Raw genomic sequence first — 20,349 nt, forward strand, 5'->3', positions numbered from 1 at the left:
CAATTGTGACGCAATACCGAATGAGGTTCCGTCGATGAAAGCCCTGCTGACCGCCACTGCCCTAACGCTGATCCTGTGCGCCTCGGCTTTGGCGCAAACGCCTCCGTCGTCACCCGACGATGCTTTCGTGGCCCTGTACACAAGCGAGTATACCTGGCGCGGCACGCAACAGGCCGCAAACGAAGATTCCATCAAGGACAGTGTGGCGGCACATCTGCCCGACGTCAGCGAAAAAGCGCAACTGGCGAAACTGGCCTATTGGCGCAACGTCCAGAGCCAGCTCAAAGCCATTGACCCGAAAACTCTCAGCCCACAGCACCGGCAGGACTACGCCGTCTACAGCTTCCAGATTGCCACCCTGGTCAACGGCCAGGTCTACAAGACGTATCAGCGGCCACTAAGCGCCGACACCTCCTTCTGGGGCGATCTTCAGGACATGACGCGCGGCACCTTCCGCAGCGAGGAGGACTACCGCAGTTATCTGTCCCAGCTTCGCGACATTCCGCGCTATTTCCAGGACAATAGCGACAATATGCGGGCCGGCCTGAAGCGCCATTTCACCCTGCCCCAGATCGTGTTGCAGGGTCGCGAGGCAACCATTGTCAATGTTATCACCGACACCGCTGAGGCCAACCCCTATTACGCCCCGTTCAAGACGATGCCGGCCTCCATCCCTGCCGAACGCCAGGTCGCCTTGCGCACCGAGGCCGCAGCAGTCATTCGCGATCAGGTCATTCCGGCGCACAAGGCGCTGCTCACCTTCCTGCAAAAGACCTATATCCCGGGTGCGGTTACATCCCTCGCCGCCTGTGACCTGCCCGACGGCAAGGCCTTTTACCAGGCGCAGATCTTCGAATACACCACGCTCGGCATGACGCCACAGGCCATTCATCAGGTCGGGCTCGACGAGGTGGCACGCATCAAGGGCGAGATGCAGGCCATCATGGACGAGGTGCATTTCACTGGCGATCTCAAGGCCTTCAACACCTTCCTGCGCACCGATCCGCAATTCTACGTCACCAAGCCCCAGGACCTGCTCGACCGCGCCGCCTGGGTAGCGAAAGAGGTCGACGGCAAGACGGCGGACTATTTCGGCCGTCTGCCGCGTTCGCGTTTCGGCATCTATCCGGTGCCCGACGCCATTGCCCCCTTCTATACCGGCGGCCGTGGCGGACCGGGCGCCTATTATGTCAATACCTACAACCTGCCGTCCCGCCCGCTCTACACTATTCCGGCCCTGACCCTGCACGAATCGGCGCCGGGCCATGCCTTTCAGATGCCGCTGGCCGCTGAGAATGCCGGCCTGCCCGCTTTCCGCCGCGACACTTATATCTCGGCCTATGGGGAGGGCTGGGCTTTGTATTCCGAACGGCTCGGTGACGAAATGGGCATTTACCAGACGCCCTATGACCGCTTCGGCATGCTGACCTACCAGATGTGGCGCGCCGCGCGCCTGGTCGTCGATACGGGTATCCACAGCGAGGGCTGGACCCGTCAGCAGGCCCAGCAATATCTGCTCGACAATACCGCCCTGTCGGAACATGAGGTGACGACCGAGGTCGACCGCTACATTGCCTGGCCGGGTCAGGCGCTCAGCTATTATCTCGGCGAGATGGATATATGGCAAAATCGCCATAAGGCCGAGGCGGCCCTGGGGGCGAAGTTCGACATCCGCCACTTCCACGACGCCGTGCTGCAACTGGGTTCGGTCCCCCTGCCCGTGCTCGATTCGGCCATCGACAGCTTTATCGCCGATGGCGGCAAGGATCCGTACTTGGACGATAAGTAGGTCAGAAGTTGGACCCCTCAACCATTCGCCAAGGCTTCGGGTTGCAGGCCGGCTTGCAACCCGAAGCCTTGGCGAAGGGTTGAGGGGTAATTGATCTTCCCTAAACCTGGTCGATTGCCGGCTGCGGCTCGGTGAACCATCTGGCGCCGGCCTCCGTGACATACATGTGGTCCTCCAGCCGTACGCCGAAGCGTTCCGGTACCACGATCATCGGTTCGTTCGAGAAACACATGCCGGGCGCCAGCAGGGTCTTGTCACCGCGCACCAGATAGGCCGGCTCGTGAATGCTGAGCCCGATCCCATGCCCGGTACGATGGGGCGTACCGGGCAGATTATAGTCGGGCCCGAGCCCATGCTTTTCGAGCACAGCCCGCGCGGCATAGTCGACCGCCTCACACGCTACACCGACCTCGACGCGCGCAAAGGCCGCCGCCTGCGCTTCCTTTTCGATATCCCAGATCCGCCGCTGTTCCGCTGTGGCCTGGCCGAAGACGAAGGTGCGCGTGATATCGGACGTATAGCCCTGGACGTAGCAACCGGTGTCGATCAGGACCAGATCGTTTTCCTTCAGGGTCTGCACACCCGGCAGGCCATGTGGATAGGCGGTGGCGTGGTCGAACTGGACGATGACAAAGCTGTTGCCCGCTGCCCCCAGCTTGCGATGGGCGGCCTCGATAAAGTTGATCACCTCCGTCGTACGGATCCCCTCGCGCACAATCCGAGCCGTCGCCTTGTGAACCGCCAGCGTCATCGACTTGGCCTGCTGCATCAGCGCCAGTTCGGCCGGCGACTTGTACATCCGGCAGCCGTGCACGACCGGTCCCGCCTCGATAATCTCCAGGCCCGTCTCGCGTCCCAGCCGGTGCACCATCTCGAACGCCATGGCCGGATCGACAGCAATCTTCGATAGCCCCCAATCGCGCATCGCCTTTCCGACCAGGGCCTGCGGACTCTCATCCTCCTGCCACAGACGCAGGTCAGCGGTGATCTTCAGGTCGGCCTCGAGCGATCCGCGTTCGAAGAAAGGGCAAATGATGATCGGTGCGCCGTCGACCGGCAAAAGCAAGGCGACCAGTCGCTCAGATGCGCCCCACGGAACACCGGTGAAATAACGCAAGCTGGCTCCTGCTCCGATCAGCAGCGCGTCGGCGCCCAGGTCGCGCGTCAGCCTTCGGGCCTTGTCCATGCGCGCCAGATATTCGTCGGCGCTGATCGCAGGCACTGGCTCGGGCGGACTCAGCCGCGCCAGTTCGGCCTCCATGGTCGATGTTCCGATCATTCTATCCTACCCAAATCTCTTCAAGTCGAAGGCGGCCGGCGCAGCACCGCCTGTCACCATATCGGCCACGATGTCGCCCGTCACCGCCGCCAGGGTCAGACCCAGATGCTGGTGACCGAAGGCATACCACACCTTGTCACTCGCCCTGCCGATCGCCGGCAGATAATCCGGCAGGGTCGGCCGCGCCCCCGTCCATTCCGTCACCTGACCCTCGAACGGCAGTTGCAGGGCGGCGACATGGGCCTTCAATCGCGCCCATTTGCGCGGGTCGGGCGGAGCCTCTGCCCGCGCGAATTCGACAAAGCTGGCGGCACGCAATCCGCCCTCGAACCCGGTCACGATCATCGAGCGGTCCTCGAACACCACGGGCGGCAGACCGTCCGGCCAGCCATGCCGCGCCGCCTGGATATGATAGCCGCGTTCGGCGATCATCGGTACCTTGAACCCCAACCCCTCCATCAGCGGCTTCGACGCAATACCCGCCGCCACAACCACCTGGTCCGCCTGAAGGCGCTCGCCGCCCGCCAGGGTGACACCATCGGCATTCACCCGTGCCACACGCTCGGGTAATATCCGGCCACCACGCTCGATAAACTTCGCCGCCAGGGTCTCCAGCAGGCGGCGATTGTCGCTGATCTGCCCCGTACCCTCAAAGCGGATCGCGCCATAAATCGTCCTGCCGGTCACCGAACCCAGCTGGCCCAGTTCCTCCGACGTCGCCGGGCGAAACTTCGCCGTGCCCGTATCGCCGGCCTGCCACGCCGCAAGACCCGCTTTTGCCGTCTCGGGACTCTCCCAGACCACAAAATGGCCATCGCAGCGCAACAAATCCGTCGCCCCGATATCCTCCAGCTGCGCCTGCCAGGCCGGCATGGCGCGTGCTATCAAGCCTGACAAGGCCGCCTTGCCGCCGGCGAACCGCCCGGGCGCCGCGGCGCGCATCAGGCGCAGTGAAAACGGCAGCCATTCTGCCCAACTGTGCAGCGGCAGCGACAGCGCGCCACCCCTTGCGAACAGCCTCTTGCGGGCGCTTCTGATCGTAGCCAACGATGCCAGGGGCTCGACCTGTTCGACAGCGATATGACCGGCATTGCCATAGGACGACGCCTGGGATTGCCGTTGCGGCTCGATCAGGATAACGTCGATATGCCTTGCCTGTAAACGCAGGGCGACACTCAGTCCCACCACGCCGCCGCCGATAACAATAGCCTTCACCAAGATTAATAATCCTTGTTGCATCGCATTTTCGAATATTGTATACGATATATGTTTTTACACAAGCATCAGGAGTAGCAACCATGAAAATCGATTGGCAAGGTGTCTTTCCCGCCGTGACCACGCAGTTCCGGGAAGACCTTTCCATTGACGTTGCCGATACGCAACGGGTTGTTGACGACCTGATCAAGGACGGTGTTACCGGCATCATCGCCATGGGCACCTGCGGCGAGAACAATTCCCTGACCGCCGAAGAAAAGCGCACCCTGCTGGCGGCGATCGTCGAAGTCGTCAATGGCCGCGTACCCGTCGTCACCGGCGTCTCAGAACTGACCACGCCGCTGGCCATAGCCTATGCCCAGGACGCCGAAAAAGCCGGCGCCGACGGCCTGATGCTGCTGCCGGCCATGGTCTATGTGCCGACGGTCAACGAACTGGTGGCGCATTTCAAGATGGTGGCCGAAAAGACCGCCCTGCCGATCATGCTCTACAATAATCCGACCTCCTACCGCGTCAATATCGGCCTGGATGCGCTCGAAGCGCTGAAGCCGGTCAGGAACATCGTCGCGGTCAAGGAATCGGCCGCCGACACGCGCCGCTTCACCGACCTGTACAACGCTTTCGGTGACCGTTACGCCCTGTTCGCCGGTCTCGACGACGTCGCCTTCGAGGGCCTGCTGCTGGGCGCCCAGGGCTGGGTGTCGGGCCTGACCTCTGCTTTCCCGCACGAATCGGTCATGCTGGTCAAGGCGCTGAAGGCCGGCGACATCACACTGGCGCGTGAGATCTACCGCTGGTTCCTGCCGCTGCTGCATCTCGACGCCGAGCACGATCTGGTCCAGTCGATCAAGCTGGCCGAGCAGGTCATGGGCCGCGGCTCGGAACGCGTCCGTATGCCGCGCCTGCCGCTCGCCGGTGCGCGCCGCGCCGAGGTCATCGCCATGGTCGAGGCGGCTGCCTCCAGCCGTCCGTCGCTGAAAATGACCAAGGCCGCATAGCTGCTTTCCTTATACCTCCCCGCCACGCGGGGAGGGGACCGCCCCAGCCACGGCGAAGCGAAGCGCAGCCTCGGCGCCGGGTGGTGGTGGGGGCCTTGCCGAAAGTGGTTTCAGCCTCCATTAGTTCCCTATCCATCTCAAACCGTCCAGGGAATCATGCGCCACACCTTCTTCTGTATCGACGGCCACACAGCGGGCAATCCGGTGCGCCTGGTGGCCGGCGGCGCGCCCTTGCTGAAGGGTGCCTCCATGTCGGAGCGCCGCCAGGACTTCCTCGAACGCTTCGACTGGATCCGCACCGGGCTATGTTACGAACCGCGCGGCCACGACATGATGTCGGGCGGCTTCCTGTACCCACCGACGCGCGACGATACCGACGCCGGCATCCTGTTTATCGAAACCTCGGGCTGTCTGCCTATGTGCGGCCACGGCACGATCGGCATGGTCACCTTTGCGCTGGAAAACGGCCTTGTCACGCCGCGCACGCCTGGCCGCCTGAAACTCGAAGTTCCCGCCGGCATCATCGACATCGTCTACACCACTGAAGGCAGCAGGGTCACCGCCGTCCGCATCACCAATGTTCCGGCCTACCTTGCCAAAACCGGAATAGAGATCGACGTGCCGGATTTCGGTCCCCTCACCCTCGATGTCTCCTACGGCGGCAACTACTACGCCATCATCGAACCGCAAGGCGCCTACACCAGCCTCGACGACCTGGGGGCAGCCCGGATCATCGACCTCAGCCGCACGGTTCGCCGGCTTGTCCGCGAAGCCTACGAACCGGTCCACCCGCTCGATTCGACCATTCGTGGCGTCAGCCACGTCCTGTGGGCCGACAAACCGAAGGACATCGCCGGCGAAGCACCGGCCCACGGCCGTAACGCCGTCTTTTACGGCGAACGCGCCATCGATCGCTCGCCCTGCGGCACGGGCACCTCGGCCCGCCTGGCCCATCTGCACGCCACGGGGCGGCTTAAGAAAGGCGAAACCTTCGTCCATCAGAGTTATATTTGCAGCCGGTTCATCGGCCGTGTCGAAGACGAACTCGATCTGGCGGGCCAACCGGCCATCATTCCGTCGATCGAAGGCTCGGCCATCGCCACGGGCTTCAACACCGTGTGGATCGACCGTGAAGATCGCTTCTGGCAGGGTTTCCAGGTCCTGTAATCACGTCTTGCAAGTCATTGCAAACATTGCCATATTGCCGGTATACTTTATATAGATTTGTGACGGTTACAGGCGGACGAATTATGACGATTGTGGTGCAGACGCTTTCCGAGCAGATATTCGCGCTGGTCCGCGACCGTATCATCTCGGGCAAGATTCCGGTCGACGCCGCCATACGTCAGGATGCCCTGGCGGCTGAATTGGGCGTCAGCAAGATTCCGCTGCGCGAAGCCCTGGCCCGTCTCGAACAGGACGGCCTGCTGCTGTCGCAGGCCAATCGCGGCTTTTTCGTCCGCCCGCTCAGCACCGACGAAGTCGATGAAGTCTATGCCCTGCGTCTGAAGATCGAGCCCGAGGCGGTGGGTGAAGCATCAAAACTTGCCAAGGACGCTGATCGTCGTGCCGCCCATGACGCCTTGATCGCGCTCGACAAGGCCTCCGTGGCCGACAAGTCGGCGGTGGGCAGGCTGAACCGCGCCTACCACATGGCCCTGGTCCGCCCGTTGCACCGTCCCGTGACCTTGCAGATCATCGAGCGCCTGAACATCATTTCCGAACGTTATGTCGGCAAGCACCTCGAGCCCGCCGGCCGCGACGATCGCGCCCAGAAAGAGCATACGACCATGTACCAGCTCTGGGCAGCCGGAAAGTCGGAAGAGGTCCAGCAGATGATGCACAACCACATCGCGTCGACCCTGGAAGATCTGCGCAAGCAGTTCGAGGCCGACAAGCTCTCCGCCAGCGCCTGAACCTCTCCCGTTTGTAGTAAAAAAAACCCGGCCTGATCGCTCAGGCCGGGTTTTGCATGTCTACTCCGCCGCAGGCCGTTTGCGCAGCCGGCTGTTCCAGAAGCCAAAGCTGAAATAGAAGACCAGGCCGATGGCCATCCAGATCAGGGTGAAGATCTGGCTCTGCACGCGCAGGCTCGAGAAGATGAAGGCGCAGCCGCCGATGGTGACCAGCCCGACCAGCCAGTACAACGGCGTCTTGAACACCCTCGGTGTATCCGGCAGCTTGTAGCGCAGGATGATCATCGACAGGGCCACCGCGATAAAGGCGATCAGCGTCCCGGCATTCGACAGGGCGGCGATATCCTCCAGCGGGATGAATCCGGCAAAGATGGCGACAAAGACACCAGTCAGCAGGGTGATCAAGGCCGGCGAACCCTTGGCATTGACCTTGGCCACGGCCGTCGGCAGCAGGCCGTCGCGCGCCATGACGAAGAAGATGCGGCTCTGGCCATACATCATCACCAGGATGACCGATGGCAGGGCGACAATGGCCGCACCGCCAACGAGAGAAGCGATCAAGGGATGGTCCATGGTGCGCAGGACGTGCGGCAGCGGCTCGCCCGAACCGGCAATCGCCTGGTAACCAACGGCACCGATCGCCACGGCGGCGACCAGCATATAGATGACCGTCGACACGCCCATCGAGCCCAGGATACCGATGGTCAGGTCGCGGCCAGGCTTTTTCGCCTCTTCCGCCGAGGTCGAAACGGCGTCAAAGCCGAAGAAGGCGAAGAAGACGATCGCCGCCGCCGCCATGATGCCGTACTTCTTGCCATCTCCCCCCATTTCGTGGGCCAGGAAGCCGAACGGGGCGAACGGATCGTAATGACCCGCCTTGATCGCCGGCAGGCCCAGGACGATAAAGGCGCCCAGGGCGACGATCTTGATCAGCACCAGCAGGATGTTAAGGGTCGCGCTCTCCCGCGCCCCGATCAGCAGCAAGCCCATGACGGTCAGCGACACCACGACGGCGGGCAGGTTGACCAGGCCGCCGGCATAGGGACCGTTGAGCAGGACCTGCGGCAAATGCAGGCCGATCCCCTGCTCCAGCCAGCCGACCAGGTGGGCGGACCAGCCGACGGCGACCGTCGAACAGGCCAGCGAATATTCCAGGATCAGCGCCCAGCCGACGATCCACGCCGGGATCTCCCCGATGGCCGAATAGGTGTAGGTATAGGCCGAGCCCGCCGTCGGGATCAGGGTCGACATCTCCGTGTAGCACAAGGCCGCGCAGGCGCAGATCAGGCCGCACAGGGCAAAGGCGGCGATAACGCCCGGCCCGGCCAACCCGGCGCCTACGCCGGTCAGGGTATAGATGCCGGTGCCGATAATGCCGCCGATCCCCAGCGCCATCAGATGCGGCCAGCTCAATGTCTTGGCCAGCGCCTTGCCGTCCGTTTCCGCCTGGTTGAGCGGTTTAAGCGGTCCGAAAAGTCCCATAAAATACCCCTTATGTCTGTTGGTGACGGGAGACTGTCACGAAAGAAACGAAAAAGCCACAGCGCTGTGCTGTGGCTCCCGGTCATGGCTGTAACTGGACGACGGCGCCGGTCGCAGTCAGCGCTACCTTGTAGAGGCCGCGCTCAGCCACGACCGGCGACACCACCCTGTACGGCTTGCCGTCCTTGGTCGTCGTTGCGACATTGAGCCAGGCATCCGGCGTGTTGGCGCCTCCCGGCGCCAGGTGCACCGTGACCTGCCCTGTCTTCGGATCATAGGCCACGCTGTCGAACTTGCCGGCATTTAGCGTCAGCCACAGACCGGCCGGGGCGATAAATACCCGGCTGCGCGCACTGTCCTTCGGCACCAGGGTCACAACGCCACCCGACTGCATTACATTGCCACCGAAGCCGACCCAGCCGAAAGTCGGATGATCGACCAGGTACGACGACGCCGACACCGCGTGACCGTAGAAGCTCATGCCGTAGTCGCCATTCATGCCATCCCAGCGCATGGCGTCGGGAAACGAGTGAAACGCCGCCGCGCCAAAGCCTTCGGAATCTATATTGGTCAGCGACCCCATCAGCCCGCCATAGGCGACACGCAACAGCTGGAAATCGGCCGGATTGGCGCGATAGGCGTCGAACAAAGGAATAGCATTCAGCGACGAGCCGTAATGATGCAGCTGGCGCTCAATGCGCGACGTCTTGCCGGCATAGAGAAAATCCCAGAACCGTCGTGCCGAACCATTATAACCCCAGTGCGGGATCGCCGGATCGTAGGCCAGAATGACCTCGCGCGTCGACTCTGCCGCGGCGCTATCGCCGAAATAGCGCGACCACATATAGACCTCGGCCTGGCCCGTCGAATCCCACGGCATTTCTGAACCGAAGGGATATTTCAGCGTCGCCCAGTGATCGGCGCGCCCCTTCATCATGGCTTCGATCTCCGCCGCCGCCGCCGTCATGTTCTCGCGCTTGAGGTCCTGCAGGATATAGACGAAGACGTCGCCTTCCATCTGGCCGAACTGCGTATAGTACGGCGCCTTGGTCATCATGGCCTTGGTGGTTTCCGCCGCCCGCGTCAGATAGGTCTGCCAGGTTTCGCGCGTCGTCAGCCCGTCGTGATAGCGCGCCAGGCGATACAGCGTCCACCACGCCGCTGCGACATGCGGATAGTTGTACGACCGGCCGAGATCCGCCGCCCCTTCGCGATCCCACGCCGACCAGGTCTTCCAGTTCAGCTTCGCATCATAGGTGCCCTCCGGCATCCCCGCCGGATCGTAATATAGCACCGACTTGCGCACGCCATACTGATCATCGCCGCTCGCCGCCTGAATCTTCCCCCACAGCGTCTCATCCGCAAAGGTCTCAAACTTCGCCACCTCGGCAGGGTCGGGATTGTCGAGCTGCTTCATGATGGTGGCGAGCCACGATCCGGCCCCGCCCTCGTCGCTCAAGCCCGCCACCCAGACGCGGTTGTCCTGGGTGATGATGTGGTTGTCGTCGCGGTCATAACCCATGATCGACGGGCTGCGGCCGAACGGGTCCTTCGGATCGTCATACCATTGTCGGGTCGTCAGGAAATGGCCCATATCCGCCACGACCTCGGCCTCAGGCTTGGTCACCAGATAGTGCACGGTCTGCACCGAACCATCGCCATAGGTCACCGTCAGGCGGGCGCGGCCGGCCATTTTTCCCTTCACGGCATAGCGCACCCAGCCCGACTTCACCTTTTCCGCCGCGCCGATCTCCAGCGCGCCCTGCGGAAAGACGGCGATCGATCGCACCGGGTGGGCGGCGTGCAAAAACAGGGCAGCCTCCATGTCGGTCGGCACGACATAGCCCGGCAAGCCGACGGCGACCGGGCGGCTGTTTTTGATGAGGGTCGGCTCGATGTCGCGGATGGACGGCGCCAGCACGAAGCGCACGGCGACATCGACCGAAGCCCCAGGCATCACCCACATCGTGCTCGGCGCATTCCACTGCTCGACGCCCTTCCACTCCGTATCGGCAAAACCCTTTGACGCGACCATCCAGTCGTAAAAGCCCTCGAAGGTCATGTTGCGCGGTTCGGCATCGTTATAGATTTTCAGGCTTTTGTCGGGATTGCGCTCATTGAGGATCGGCTTGTACAGTTCGAATCGCGCCGTATCGGTCTGCGGCAGAACCAGCAGCGACGGCCCCTGACCGTTAAGGCGGTTGACCTGCAGATAACCGCCGTCCAGACCGACATAGGGATCGTAGAATGACGCGACGTCGTGGGCGTGGTCCAGGTCGCGGCCGGTGATGATATTGTCAAACACGATGGCCATGCCCAGGCCGCCGATTTCGACCTTCTTCTTCGAGGGATTGCTCAGCGTAAAGCGCAGCACCAGTTGACCGTTCACCACCTGCCAGGTGCGAACAACCTTCAGCGGCATGTTGTCGCCCAGGCTGGCGGTGATATCGGCCGCGGCCAATGCCCCTTTCGGCCTGGCCAGCGCCTTGACCTTGACACGTCGAAACGCCGTCGAATGATCCGTCCAGTCCGCGTCGCCTTCGAAACGCAGGCGCAGGTCCAGATCACCCAGGCGATAATTGCCGTCGCCCAACCTTTGGGTAAAGCGGTTGGACGGAGCGAAATCGAACCCGCCACCAACCCCCTTGGGAACAAGCGACACCAGGGTCTGCGAACTGTCCTGCAGCGACAGGATGAAATCCGGCGTCTCGAAAATCGTTGTCTGAGCATCGGGGCTGTTCCACGACTGTACCGCTGTGGTGCCGGACGTGGTGGTATCCGCCGCCATGACGGCATGGGGAACCGCCAGCACCAGGGCGACGGCCAGGAGACTGGCTTTCAGGCGGGGGTGCGGCATGACGGGCGGTCTCCTTAGTGTACGCGACAAAAAAAGCGTCCGCCCGCAGGCCTTTCACAGGTCGTCTGCCTGACGGACGCTTAGAGTGGATCCCGCAGCGGGAGGCCTACCTTGGGACCAGGGATGCAAACTGACCCGGAGGGGACCAATTGACTGAGTTATCTAAAACACCTCCCGCCATCGCCGTCAAATATAAATTATACGATTTTGGATTCGCGCCTGATCGGCAACAGGTTCAACCCTTTATCAAAAACTATTTGTGCCTTGACCACGCTTCGCCCTGGCCATTCCGCTCAGCTTCTCATCCGCCGCCATCTCGTATATGATTCGCGTCTTCCGCAACGACAGGCGGCGCCCACCAGCACGGCAGGATCGAACATTGGCCGATACGGTCGACAGCAGCGCCCATCATCCGCAAAACCTGGTAGCCCGGACGGTCGCCGGCATCATGACGCTGATCCGCGAGGAGAATCTGCGCGTCGGCGAAAGCCTGCCCAGTGAAAACGCACTGACCGAACGCCTGGGCGTGTCCCGCGTGGTGGTGCGCGAAGCCAACCGCTCCCTGGCCGCATTGGGCGTGCTCGACATCGGCAACGGCCGGGCGGCCCGCGTCTCCGTGCCGGACCATGCTGTCTTCAGCATGATGTTCGACCACGTCGTCTACACTCATCATGTTTCGGTCCAGCAGGTCCTGGCCGTCCGCCGCTCGGTCGAGGTCAGCGCCGCCGCCCTGGCTGCCCGGAACCGGACGCAGCCGGAAGCCGCCACTATCCTTGCCCACGCCGCCGGCATGCGCCGCGACTTCGCCGACGCCCAGGCCGTCATGGAACACGACCTGAAACTGCACGGCGCCATTGCCGAAGCGACGCGCAATCCGATGTTCACCACCATGGTACGCGCCTTCGAATCGGTCAGCCGCGCCAACTGGCCTGTCGGCTGGACCAGCCGCGACGGAGAGGCCGGACGCTGGAAGATGATCGCGGTCCACGAAGCCATCGCGCGCGCCGTCGCCGACCAGGATGTCGCAGGGGCCCAAAGTGCCATGGCAACGCATTTCGACGACACGATCCACGCCCTCGACCTTGCCGGCACCACTTAAACCTATCATACAGGTCTTGCCAAAACCTGTATGATAGGTTTAGGTGCCTGAGCCGCCCAGCCGGGCCATAACTTCAGGCCGGAGTCTGTCATGAAAGCCTTATGCCTCACCGCCGTCGTCGCATGGGCAGCCCTGCCAGCCATCGCCACGCCGGCTAACAATCTCCCGACCACCCCGCAGGACGGCATCGTCGCAACAGCGGCCGAGACCTTCTTCAAGGACAGTTGTCATGTCGGCCTGTCCATGGCCGTCTATAACCGCGGCACGACACGTTTCTACAATTACGGCACGACGTCGAAAAGCCGTCCCTCCCTGCCGACGCAACGGACCCTGTACGAGATCGGCTCGGTCACCAAGACCTTCACCGGGGTGCTTGCATCCAAAGCGATCCTGGACGGCAGGATGACCCTCGACGGTGATTTCCGCAGCTATCTCGCAGAGCCCTATCCGAACCTGGAGCTGGATGGCAAGCCGATCACCCTGCGCACCCTGACGGCTCACACCTCGGGCATGCCGCGCGACATTCCGGACAATTCCGACCTGTTTCAAAACCCCGATTTCGACACCCTGCCGGACAAGCTGATCGCACGCGAACGCGATTACGATCGGGCGCGCTACCTGCGCGAACTGCATCAGGTCAAGCTGGCCGCGACGCCGGGCACCACCTTCAACTACTCCAATATCGGTATGAAGCTGGTCGGCTTCGGCCTGGAACAGGTCTATGGCGACAGCTACGGCCAATTGTTGAATCGCCATATCACCGCGCCCCTGGGCATGAAACATACCGCCCTGAGTGTCCGCCCCCTCGACCGCCGCTATCTCGCCCAGGGCTATGGCGCCACAGGTCGCCCCACCCCCTATCACCTGGCCAATGCCGGGGCCGCTGGGGGACTCTATTCCGACACCGAAGACATGATCCGCTACGCCACCTGGCACCTCGACGAAAGCGATCCCCTCATCCGCCAATCGCACACCGTCATCGCCGGGACCCTGAGCAATTACGGGCGCGGCATGAACTGGAACATGGCGACGACATCGGACATTGAAGGCAAGGTTTGGGACCGCAAAATCTGGCAGAGCGGCGGGCTCTACGGCATGTCGAGTCAGGTCATCCTCTTCCCCGACAGCCGTGAAGCCTATGTCCTGCTGGCCAATGACGCCTGTTTCAAAACCCAGAGCGAGCTTGAGACGATCGCTCTGACCGTCCATGCCGCGCTGAAACCCGCCCCTCTGCCTGCCGCCTGGCCGTCGCAACCGCCGGCCGATATCCCGTTCGAAGCGTCTCAAACCCTGACCGGGATCACCTTCACGGGCCGCCACGCGCAATACACAACGGCCGACACCTGGTACCCGTCCTGGGCCGCCGACGGCAATCTCTATTCGCCATGGACCGATGGCATGGTCGGCGACATTGGCTCGGGGTCCTACAAGGGCGCGGAGGCGACTACTGGCTACGCCACCATCACCGGCGACGATCCATTGCATCTGACCATCACCGGCGCCGGCACCGTCACAGCCAGCGCCGCGCCCTACGGCGGGCGCTATCCGGCCGGCAGCCTCGTGCATAACGGCGTCTGGTATTACGGCACCTATGCCCTGGACCAGTCGCCGGACAAGAAACTCAACTGGGATGTTCTGGGTCCGTTCATCGGATTTCGCACCTCAACCGACAACGGCGCGACCTGGCGCGAAACCCGCCACACGCCGGACAATCCCCTGTTTCCCGAGCCCGCCCGACGCGGCAGCAAGGTGAAGATGGGCGTGCCCCATTTCGTCGATTTCGGCCGCAACATGCAATATTCACCCGACGGCAAGGCCTATCTGGTCGCCCATGGCGCGTCCGATCCAGATCCGCAGGATCGCGACGCCAACCTCAGCTGGATCACGGCCGACGAAATCTATCTGGCGCGGGTCACGCCCGATCCGGCGACCATCGACGATGCTTCGGCCTACGAATATTTCACCGGCTACGACTCCGCTGGCCAACCCCTGTGGACCCACGACTTCACACGGATCAAGCCGCTGCTGCGCTGGAACAATCATATGGGCTCGGTAGCCATGACCTATGACGCGCCGCTGGGAAAATACCTGATGGCGATCACCGATGGCACCACCACGGTCGGAAAGTTCAATACCTACATCCTCGAATCCGCTGCCATGACCGGACCGTGGAAGTTGGTCACCTATATGAAGGACTTCGGTGAACAGGCCTATTTCGTCAACTTCCCGTCGAAGTTCATCAGCCCCGACGGAAAGACGGCCTGGCTCTCCTATTCGGCCAACTTCTCCAACCTGTATATGGGCACCGACTTCGCCGCCAATCCACCGGGTAGTGGCTACCAATGGGTTCTCCAGGAGGTCCGCCTGACCGGCCCGGAGGACACATTGGTAGCCGCTGGCCCAAACGACACGGTCCAAAACGATACAGAAACGGCCGGGCCATCTGTCGCGGTGCTGGAACAGGATATCGCGGCATCGATGCCGGACCTGCTGACCCGTTACGCCGTCCCCGGCGCCGCTGTGGCGGTCATCCACGACGGCAAGGTCGTGTGGACACGAGGCTTCGGCCTGTCCGACGTCGCGGCGGCGCGCCCTATGACCGTCAACACCGCGTTCAATGCCGGCTCGATCTCCAAGTCGCCGGCCGCCTGGGCGGTTATGCGCCTGGCCGAACAGGGCCGCATCGACCTCGACGCGCCGGTCGACACCTATCTCAAGCGCTGGCACCTGCCGCCGTCAGATTTCGACAACGGCCAGGTGACGGTCCGGCGGTTGCTCAGCCACACCTCCGGTATTTCGGAGCACGATTTTCACGGCTGGGACCCGGCCACGCCGCTGCCGGCCATCACTGACATCCTCTCCGGCAAGACCGGCACGGGCGAAGTCCGCGTCATCTCCCAGCCGGGCGCCGGCTTTCGCTACTCCGGCGCCAACTACATGATCCTGGCCTTGCTGGTCGAGGACGTCACCAGCCAGCCGTTCGCCACATATACGGCCGAAACCGTCTTCCGGCCGCTCGGCATGACGCAGACCCGGTACGGCCTGCCCGGCGATCCGGTGGCCATGGCCACCGGCTACGACGCCCTCGGCAACCCTCAGCCGGCCTTGCGCTACAACGAACTGGCCGCTGCCGGCCTGACGACCAATGTTCACGACCTGGCCGCCTTCGCCGCCGCCGCCCTGCCCCAGGAGCACGGCCCGACGGCCGGACGCGGCGTGCTGAAACCCGAGACCCTGGCCGCCATGGAAACTGCGGCGCCGAACTCACGCTGGGCCGACGCAGACCCATTCGGCCCCGATCCGCAATATGGCTACGGCTACACGGTCCGTCCGGAGCAATTCAACGGCGAGACGGGCATCGGCCACGGCGGTTCCAACCGCGGCTGGGAAAGCCTGTACCAGATTATTCCGGCGACCGGCGACGGCATCGTCATCATGACCAACAGCTCCAACGGCAGCGCCGTCATCGCCGATGTCCTGTGCCTGTGGCGGCGCTGGCAAGCCACCGCCGCTCCATGCCCACAGGTCGATATCGCCATACCACTTTACGCCGTCTATAAACGCGAGGGCGTAGCAGCTGCCGTGGCGCTCTACCGTCGCCTGCGCCGCGACGAACCGGCCGGCTACGACCTGTCGCTGCGTCAGCTCAATGGCATGGGCTATCAGTTGCTGCGCACCGGCGACCTTGCCGGCGCGATCGAGATCTTCAAGCTCAATGTCGAGGCCTGGCCCGGTGAGTGGAATGTCCATGATTCCCTGGGCGAAGCCTATGCCAAGGCGGGCGACACGGCGAACGCCATCGCCAGCTACCGGACATCATTGCGCCTCAACCCCGGCAACGACAACGGGCGCCAGGCGCTGAAAGCCCTGGGCGCCGGGCCATAACCCAGCCGCAACATCAAGCTTTCTCGCTGGACGGCCGAGTTAAATATGGATACTGTATACGATATTGTCCTGCAGAGCGAGACCCACCATGCGACGCCAGAAGACTATAGCCCTGACCACCACCCTTCTGTGCAGCCTTCTGTGGGCGAGCACCGCCCTGGCCGCACCGGTCACCGGCGCCTGGGTCTTCGACTCGTCGCCGGATATGCCGGGTTTTACCCGCATCGTCGTCATGGAAGACAATGGTCACTACAACGGCACGATCACGTCGCACTGGTACGGCGATCTTCCCATGAAAGATATCCGTACCGACGGCGACAAGATGACCTTCCATATCTTCAACGGCAATCCGCGCGTGCCGGAATACAGCATAAGCCTGATTCAGGAAGGCGATCACGTCCGCATGGCGGGCCAGCTCTGGGATTCGGTCTTCGACTTGACGGCGCATAAGGGCAGCGAGGCCGAGATAAGAGCGCTCGACTTCAAGACGACCGCCCTGCCCCCGCGCCGCGTCGTCGCCCCGACCAACCTGGCGCCGACCCCGCCCATGGGCTGGAGTTCGTGGAACCGCTTTGCCGACGCCATTGACGACAAGACCGTCCGTCAGATCGCCGATGCCATGGTTGCGTCCGGCCTGCGTGACGCCGGCTATGTCTATATCAATATCGACGATGGCTGGCAGGGCCAACGCGACGCCCAAGGCGTCCTGCAGCCCAATGCCAAGTTCCCCGACATGAAGGCTTTGGCCGACTATGTTCACGCCCGCGGGCTGAAGCTCGGCATCTACACCTCTCCCGGGCCCAAATCCTGTGCCGGCTACGAAGGCTCCTATGGTCACGTCGAGCAGGATGCGCAAACCTACGCCGGTTGGGGCATCGACTACCTGAAATATGACCTGTGCTCCGGCGAAGCCTTCTATAATACGCCTGATACGGTCTACGCGACCTACCAGCAGATGGGTGAGGCCCTGGCCGCCACGCGTCGCAACATCGTGTACAGTCTGTGCGAATACGGCCGTTTCAACGTCGGATCGTGGGGCCGCGACGTCAACGGCCACCTGTGGCGCACGACCGGCGACATCGAAGACAAGTATGCCACCATGGCGAAGATCGGCTTCGACAAGAACGGCATGCCCAACCATACCGGTCCCAACCGCTGGAACGACCCCGACATGCTCGAGGTCGGCAATGGCGGCATGAGCCAAGACGAATACCGTACCCATCTCAGCCTGTGGGCGCTGATGGCAGCCCCCTTCATTCTTGGCAATGATGTCCGCGACATGACGCCCGAAACGGTCGCCATGCTGACCAACCGCGACGTCATCGCCATCGACCAGGACAGGCTGGGCATCCAGGGCCTGCCCGTCAAAAAAGATGGCTCGATCGAGATCTGGACTAAAAAGCTCACCGACGGCTCAACCGCGGTCGGGATTTTCAACCGCGGCGAAGCGGAGGCGAACACCGCCGTCAACTGGTCCGAACTGGGCCTGAAACCGTCTCATATCCGCGATATATGGCTGGCCAAGGATCTCAAGGTTGAGACTGGCCATACCCTTGTCATCCCAGCCCACGGCGTCGTCCTGCTGAAGATCACGCCTTAAGGCGCCGGAGGTGGCGCTTCACCCAGCAGGTTGATGGTGAAATAGTCGAAGTGCAGGCGCCAGAAATAGGGCGTGTAGGTATCGTGCGTCCGGTTGGGGAAGATAACCAGGTCATGGGGCTTGCCGGCATCGATCAAAGCCTTGTCCAATGCCATGGTGGCGGCGATCGGCACATTATCGTCGATATCGCCGTGCATCAGCATCAGCTTGCCCTTGAGATTGCCGGCGACCGAAACATTGGAATTGCGCTCCCATGTCGCGTCGTCGGCCAGGCCCATGGTCACTTCCGGCCACCACGCCTTGTCCAGACGCAGGTCCTGGTTGCCCGACGACGCCACGCCGACCTTGTAGAAATCCGGCCGACGCAGCACGAAACGCGCTGTGTCGTATCCGCCGGCCGAGTGACCATAGACCCCGACCCGGTTCAGGTCGAAATACGGATACTGTTTCTGCATCGCCTTCAGCACCCAGATGTGGTCGTCGATACCGACCTCACCCATATTCTGATAGGCCGGATCGCGGAACGCCTTGCCGCGCTGGGAGGTGCCGCGACCGTCGATCTCGACGACGATGGCGCCGATCTGCGCCATGGCGTTGACTGAGCTCAAGGCCTCACGATAGGTGGTGTCGGAATTGTGCGTCGTCGGCCCGGTATAGACATAGTCGATGACCGGATAGGTGCGCGACGGATCGAAGTTCTTCGGCCGGAAAATCGTCCCATACAGCATGGTCTTGCCGTCATCGGCCAGGGTATGGAACGGCTCGGGCGGCGTAAAGCCCGTAGCCAGCAGGGCCGCCGGATCAGCCTGTCCCAAGGTGGCGATGACGTGGCCGTCCCCCAGATCACGCAGCAGGATCAGGGTTGGATGGGTGACGTCCGACATACGGTCGACGAAGGTCTTTCCGTCATCGGCCAGCATGACATTGTGGTCGAGCGGTTCGGGCGTCAGATTGACGATCGCGCCATCCATGCCGACCTTGTACAAGCTGTTATAGTAGGGGTTGATACCCTTTTCGCGGCCATTGCCGATCACCCAGACCGGCCCGTTGTCCGCGACACGAACGATCTGCGAAACTTCCCATTCGCCCTTGGTCAGGGCGCGGCCGCCGTTGGGGTCCTCGCCCTTTTTGACGAAATAGAGCTGTTCCCAGCCGCTGCGTTCGGACAGGTTGAGATAACCGCCCAGTTCCGGTGCGCTCTGGCGGCCGCTGGATGTGACAGTGACCAGGGGCTTCATGGCTTCGCGGACGCGTGTCACCGGTATGCCGGTCACCGGGTCAATCTCCATCAGGTCGACCTCGCCGTAACCCCGCTTGGTCCACTCATACAGGATATGATCGCCTTCCCACCACAAAGGTGGATCGCCCGGCCACAACATGTCGAGCGCAGGGACGCCCAGATCGCGGACCTTGGCCGTCGCGACATCGATCAAAACCGGCTGGAACTGCGGGACATTCTTCGCGCCGGCGGTCGGATAGACATAGGTGAACTCACGCGGAAAACGACTGCCTGGCGGGGTTTGCTGGACGGCGTGCCAGATGTAGGACCCGTTGCGCACCAGGCGATAGGTCAGGATACTTTTCGAATCCGGCGACCAGTTGACCGCCACCGGCATGTCGGGTGTCTCGCTGTTGGCGGCGGCCATGTCGCCCAGCAAAGGATAGTTGGTGCCGTAGCGCTGGTCGTAGACGCCATCGGTCGTCAGGGCCGTTTCGGCGCCTGTCACCAGGTCGATGACATAGAGATTGTAGTTGCGGCTGATCACCTTGCGCTTGCCGTCGGGCGAAACAACGCCCTCCATCTTCGGTTCGGGCGCGATGGCCTCGATCGTGCCGGTCGCTAGGTTCAGGCTGAACGGCTTGCCGCCGACGGTCAGTTTCAGCAGTCTTGCCACGGCATCATAGGCCGTCGGACGGATATCGCCGGTGACATCGGTTGGCAGTTTCGCCTTCAGCGTCGGGGCATTGGTCAGTTCCTGCTCTGCGCCGGTCAATGCGTCGGCATAGATTACCCGTTGCTGATTGACAGCGCCTCGGCGAAAGACGACACCCTTGCCACCATCGACATAGACAGGCGCCAAGTCAATGTCGGTGACTAGGGCGCCGGCGCGGACATACTGCCAGGCTGCGGCATAGCGCGTCGCGATGTCAGGCGCCGGCGCAGCCGTGGCCACGACAGGGGCCGACAGAGCCAGAACAAAGGCAAGAGCAGTAAAGGATCGGGTCATA

Annotated in this window: 12 protein-coding genes; 7 read left to right on the forward strand and 5 right to left on the reverse strand. The window is 62.5% G+C overall.

Translation table 11 applies throughout. The features are described 5' to 3' along the window. Positions 1 to 34: 34 nt before the first annotated feature. Positions 35 to 1,789, forward strand: a complete 1,755-nt coding sequence (locus AC1DXO_RS24490) for a DUF885 domain-containing protein (protein WP_476980835.1) — start codon at positions 35 to 37, stop codon at positions 1,787 to 1,789. Positions 1,790 to 1,889: 100 nt separating this feature from the next. On the opposite strand, the gene AC1DXO_RS24495 is transcribed toward AC1DXO_RS24490, so the two are convergent. Beyond that, positions 1,890 to 3,068: a M24 family metallopeptidase gene (locus AC1DXO_RS24495; protein WP_476980836.1), complete on the reverse strand. Its 1,179-nt coding sequence runs from the start codon at positions 3,066 to 3,068 to the stop codon at positions 1,890 to 1,892. A 6-nt stretch (positions 3,069 to 3,074) separates the two neighbouring features. Then, positions 3,075 to 4,283 (reverse strand): NAD(P)/FAD-dependent oxidoreductase, encoded by a 1,209-nt coding sequence (locus AC1DXO_RS24500; RefSeq protein ID WP_476980857.1) that lies wholly within the window; start codon positions 4,281 to 4,283, stop codon positions 3,075 to 3,077. Positions 4,284 to 4,366: 83 nt separating this feature from the next. Between AC1DXO_RS24500 and AC1DXO_RS24505 the strand changes: the two genes are divergently transcribed. From AC1DXO_RS24505 to AC1DXO_RS24515, 3 genes are all read left to right on the forward strand, one after another. After that, on the forward strand, positions 4,367 to 5,281 hold the full coding sequence (locus AC1DXO_RS24505) for a dihydrodipicolinate synthase family protein (protein ID WP_476980837.1): 915 nt from the start codon (positions 4,367 to 4,369) through the stop codon (positions 5,279 to 5,281). 156 nt (positions 5,282 to 5,437) lie between these two features. Then, positions 5,438 to 6,448, forward strand: coding sequence for a 4-hydroxyproline epimerase (locus AC1DXO_RS24510; RefSeq protein ID WP_476980838.1), 1,011 nt, complete (start codon positions 5,438 to 5,440; stop codon positions 6,446 to 6,448). An 83-nt stretch (positions 6,449 to 6,531) separates the two neighbouring features. Beyond that, positions 6,532 to 7,197, forward strand: a complete 666-nt coding sequence (locus tag AC1DXO_RS24515) for a GntR family transcriptional regulator (RefSeq protein WP_476980839.1) — start codon at positions 6,532 to 6,534, stop codon at positions 7,195 to 7,197. A gap of 60 nt (positions 7,198 to 7,257) precedes the next feature. Here AC1DXO_RS24515 and AC1DXO_RS24520 read toward each other — a convergent pair whose 3' ends face one another. Together AC1DXO_RS24520 and AC1DXO_RS24525 are read right to left on the reverse strand one after the other, a co-directional pair. Next, positions 7,258 to 8,679: an amino acid permease gene (locus AC1DXO_RS24520; RefSeq protein WP_476980840.1), complete on the reverse strand. Its 1,422-nt coding sequence runs from the start codon at positions 8,677 to 8,679 to the stop codon at positions 7,258 to 7,260. Between the two features lie 82 nt (positions 8,680 to 8,761). Continuing rightward, on the reverse strand, positions 8,762 to 11,536 hold the full coding sequence (locus AC1DXO_RS24525; protein ID WP_476980841.1) for a DUF5695 domain-containing protein: 2,775 nt from the start codon (positions 11,534 to 11,536) through the stop codon (positions 8,762 to 8,764). Positions 11,537 to 11,915: 379 nt separating this feature from the next. Between AC1DXO_RS24525 and AC1DXO_RS24530 the strand changes: the two genes are divergently transcribed. The 3 genes from AC1DXO_RS24530 to AC1DXO_RS24540 all read left to right on the forward strand — a co-directional run bounded on the left by AC1DXO_RS24530 (position 11,916) and on the right by AC1DXO_RS24540 (position 18,120). Continuing rightward, positions 11,916 to 12,635, forward strand: a complete 720-nt coding sequence (locus AC1DXO_RS24530) for a FadR/GntR family transcriptional regulator (protein ID WP_476980842.1) — start codon at positions 11,916 to 11,918, stop codon at positions 12,633 to 12,635. A 90-nt stretch (positions 12,636 to 12,725) separates the two neighbouring features. Continuing rightward, positions 12,726 to 16,520, forward strand: a complete 3,795-nt coding sequence (locus AC1DXO_RS24535; protein ID WP_476980843.1) for a serine hydrolase — start codon at positions 12,726 to 12,728, stop codon at positions 16,518 to 16,520. A gap of 88 nt (positions 16,521 to 16,608) precedes the next feature. Next, entirely contained in the window at positions 16,609 to 18,120 is a 1,512-nt protein-coding gene (locus AC1DXO_RS24540) for a glycoside hydrolase family 27 protein (protein ID WP_476980844.1), read from the forward strand. Here the strand turns inward: AC1DXO_RS24540 and AC1DXO_RS24545 are convergent. Next, complete coding sequence (locus AC1DXO_RS24545; RefSeq protein ID WP_476980845.1) at positions 18,117 to 20,348, reverse strand: S9 family peptidase; 2,232 nt, start codon at positions 20,346 to 20,348, stop codon at positions 18,117 to 18,119. The genes AC1DXO_RS24540 and AC1DXO_RS24545 overlap by 4 nt on opposite strands. Position 20,349 lies beyond the last annotated feature (1 nt).

This window comes from Asticcacaulis sp. P2_C5 (genome assembly GCF_056404555.1).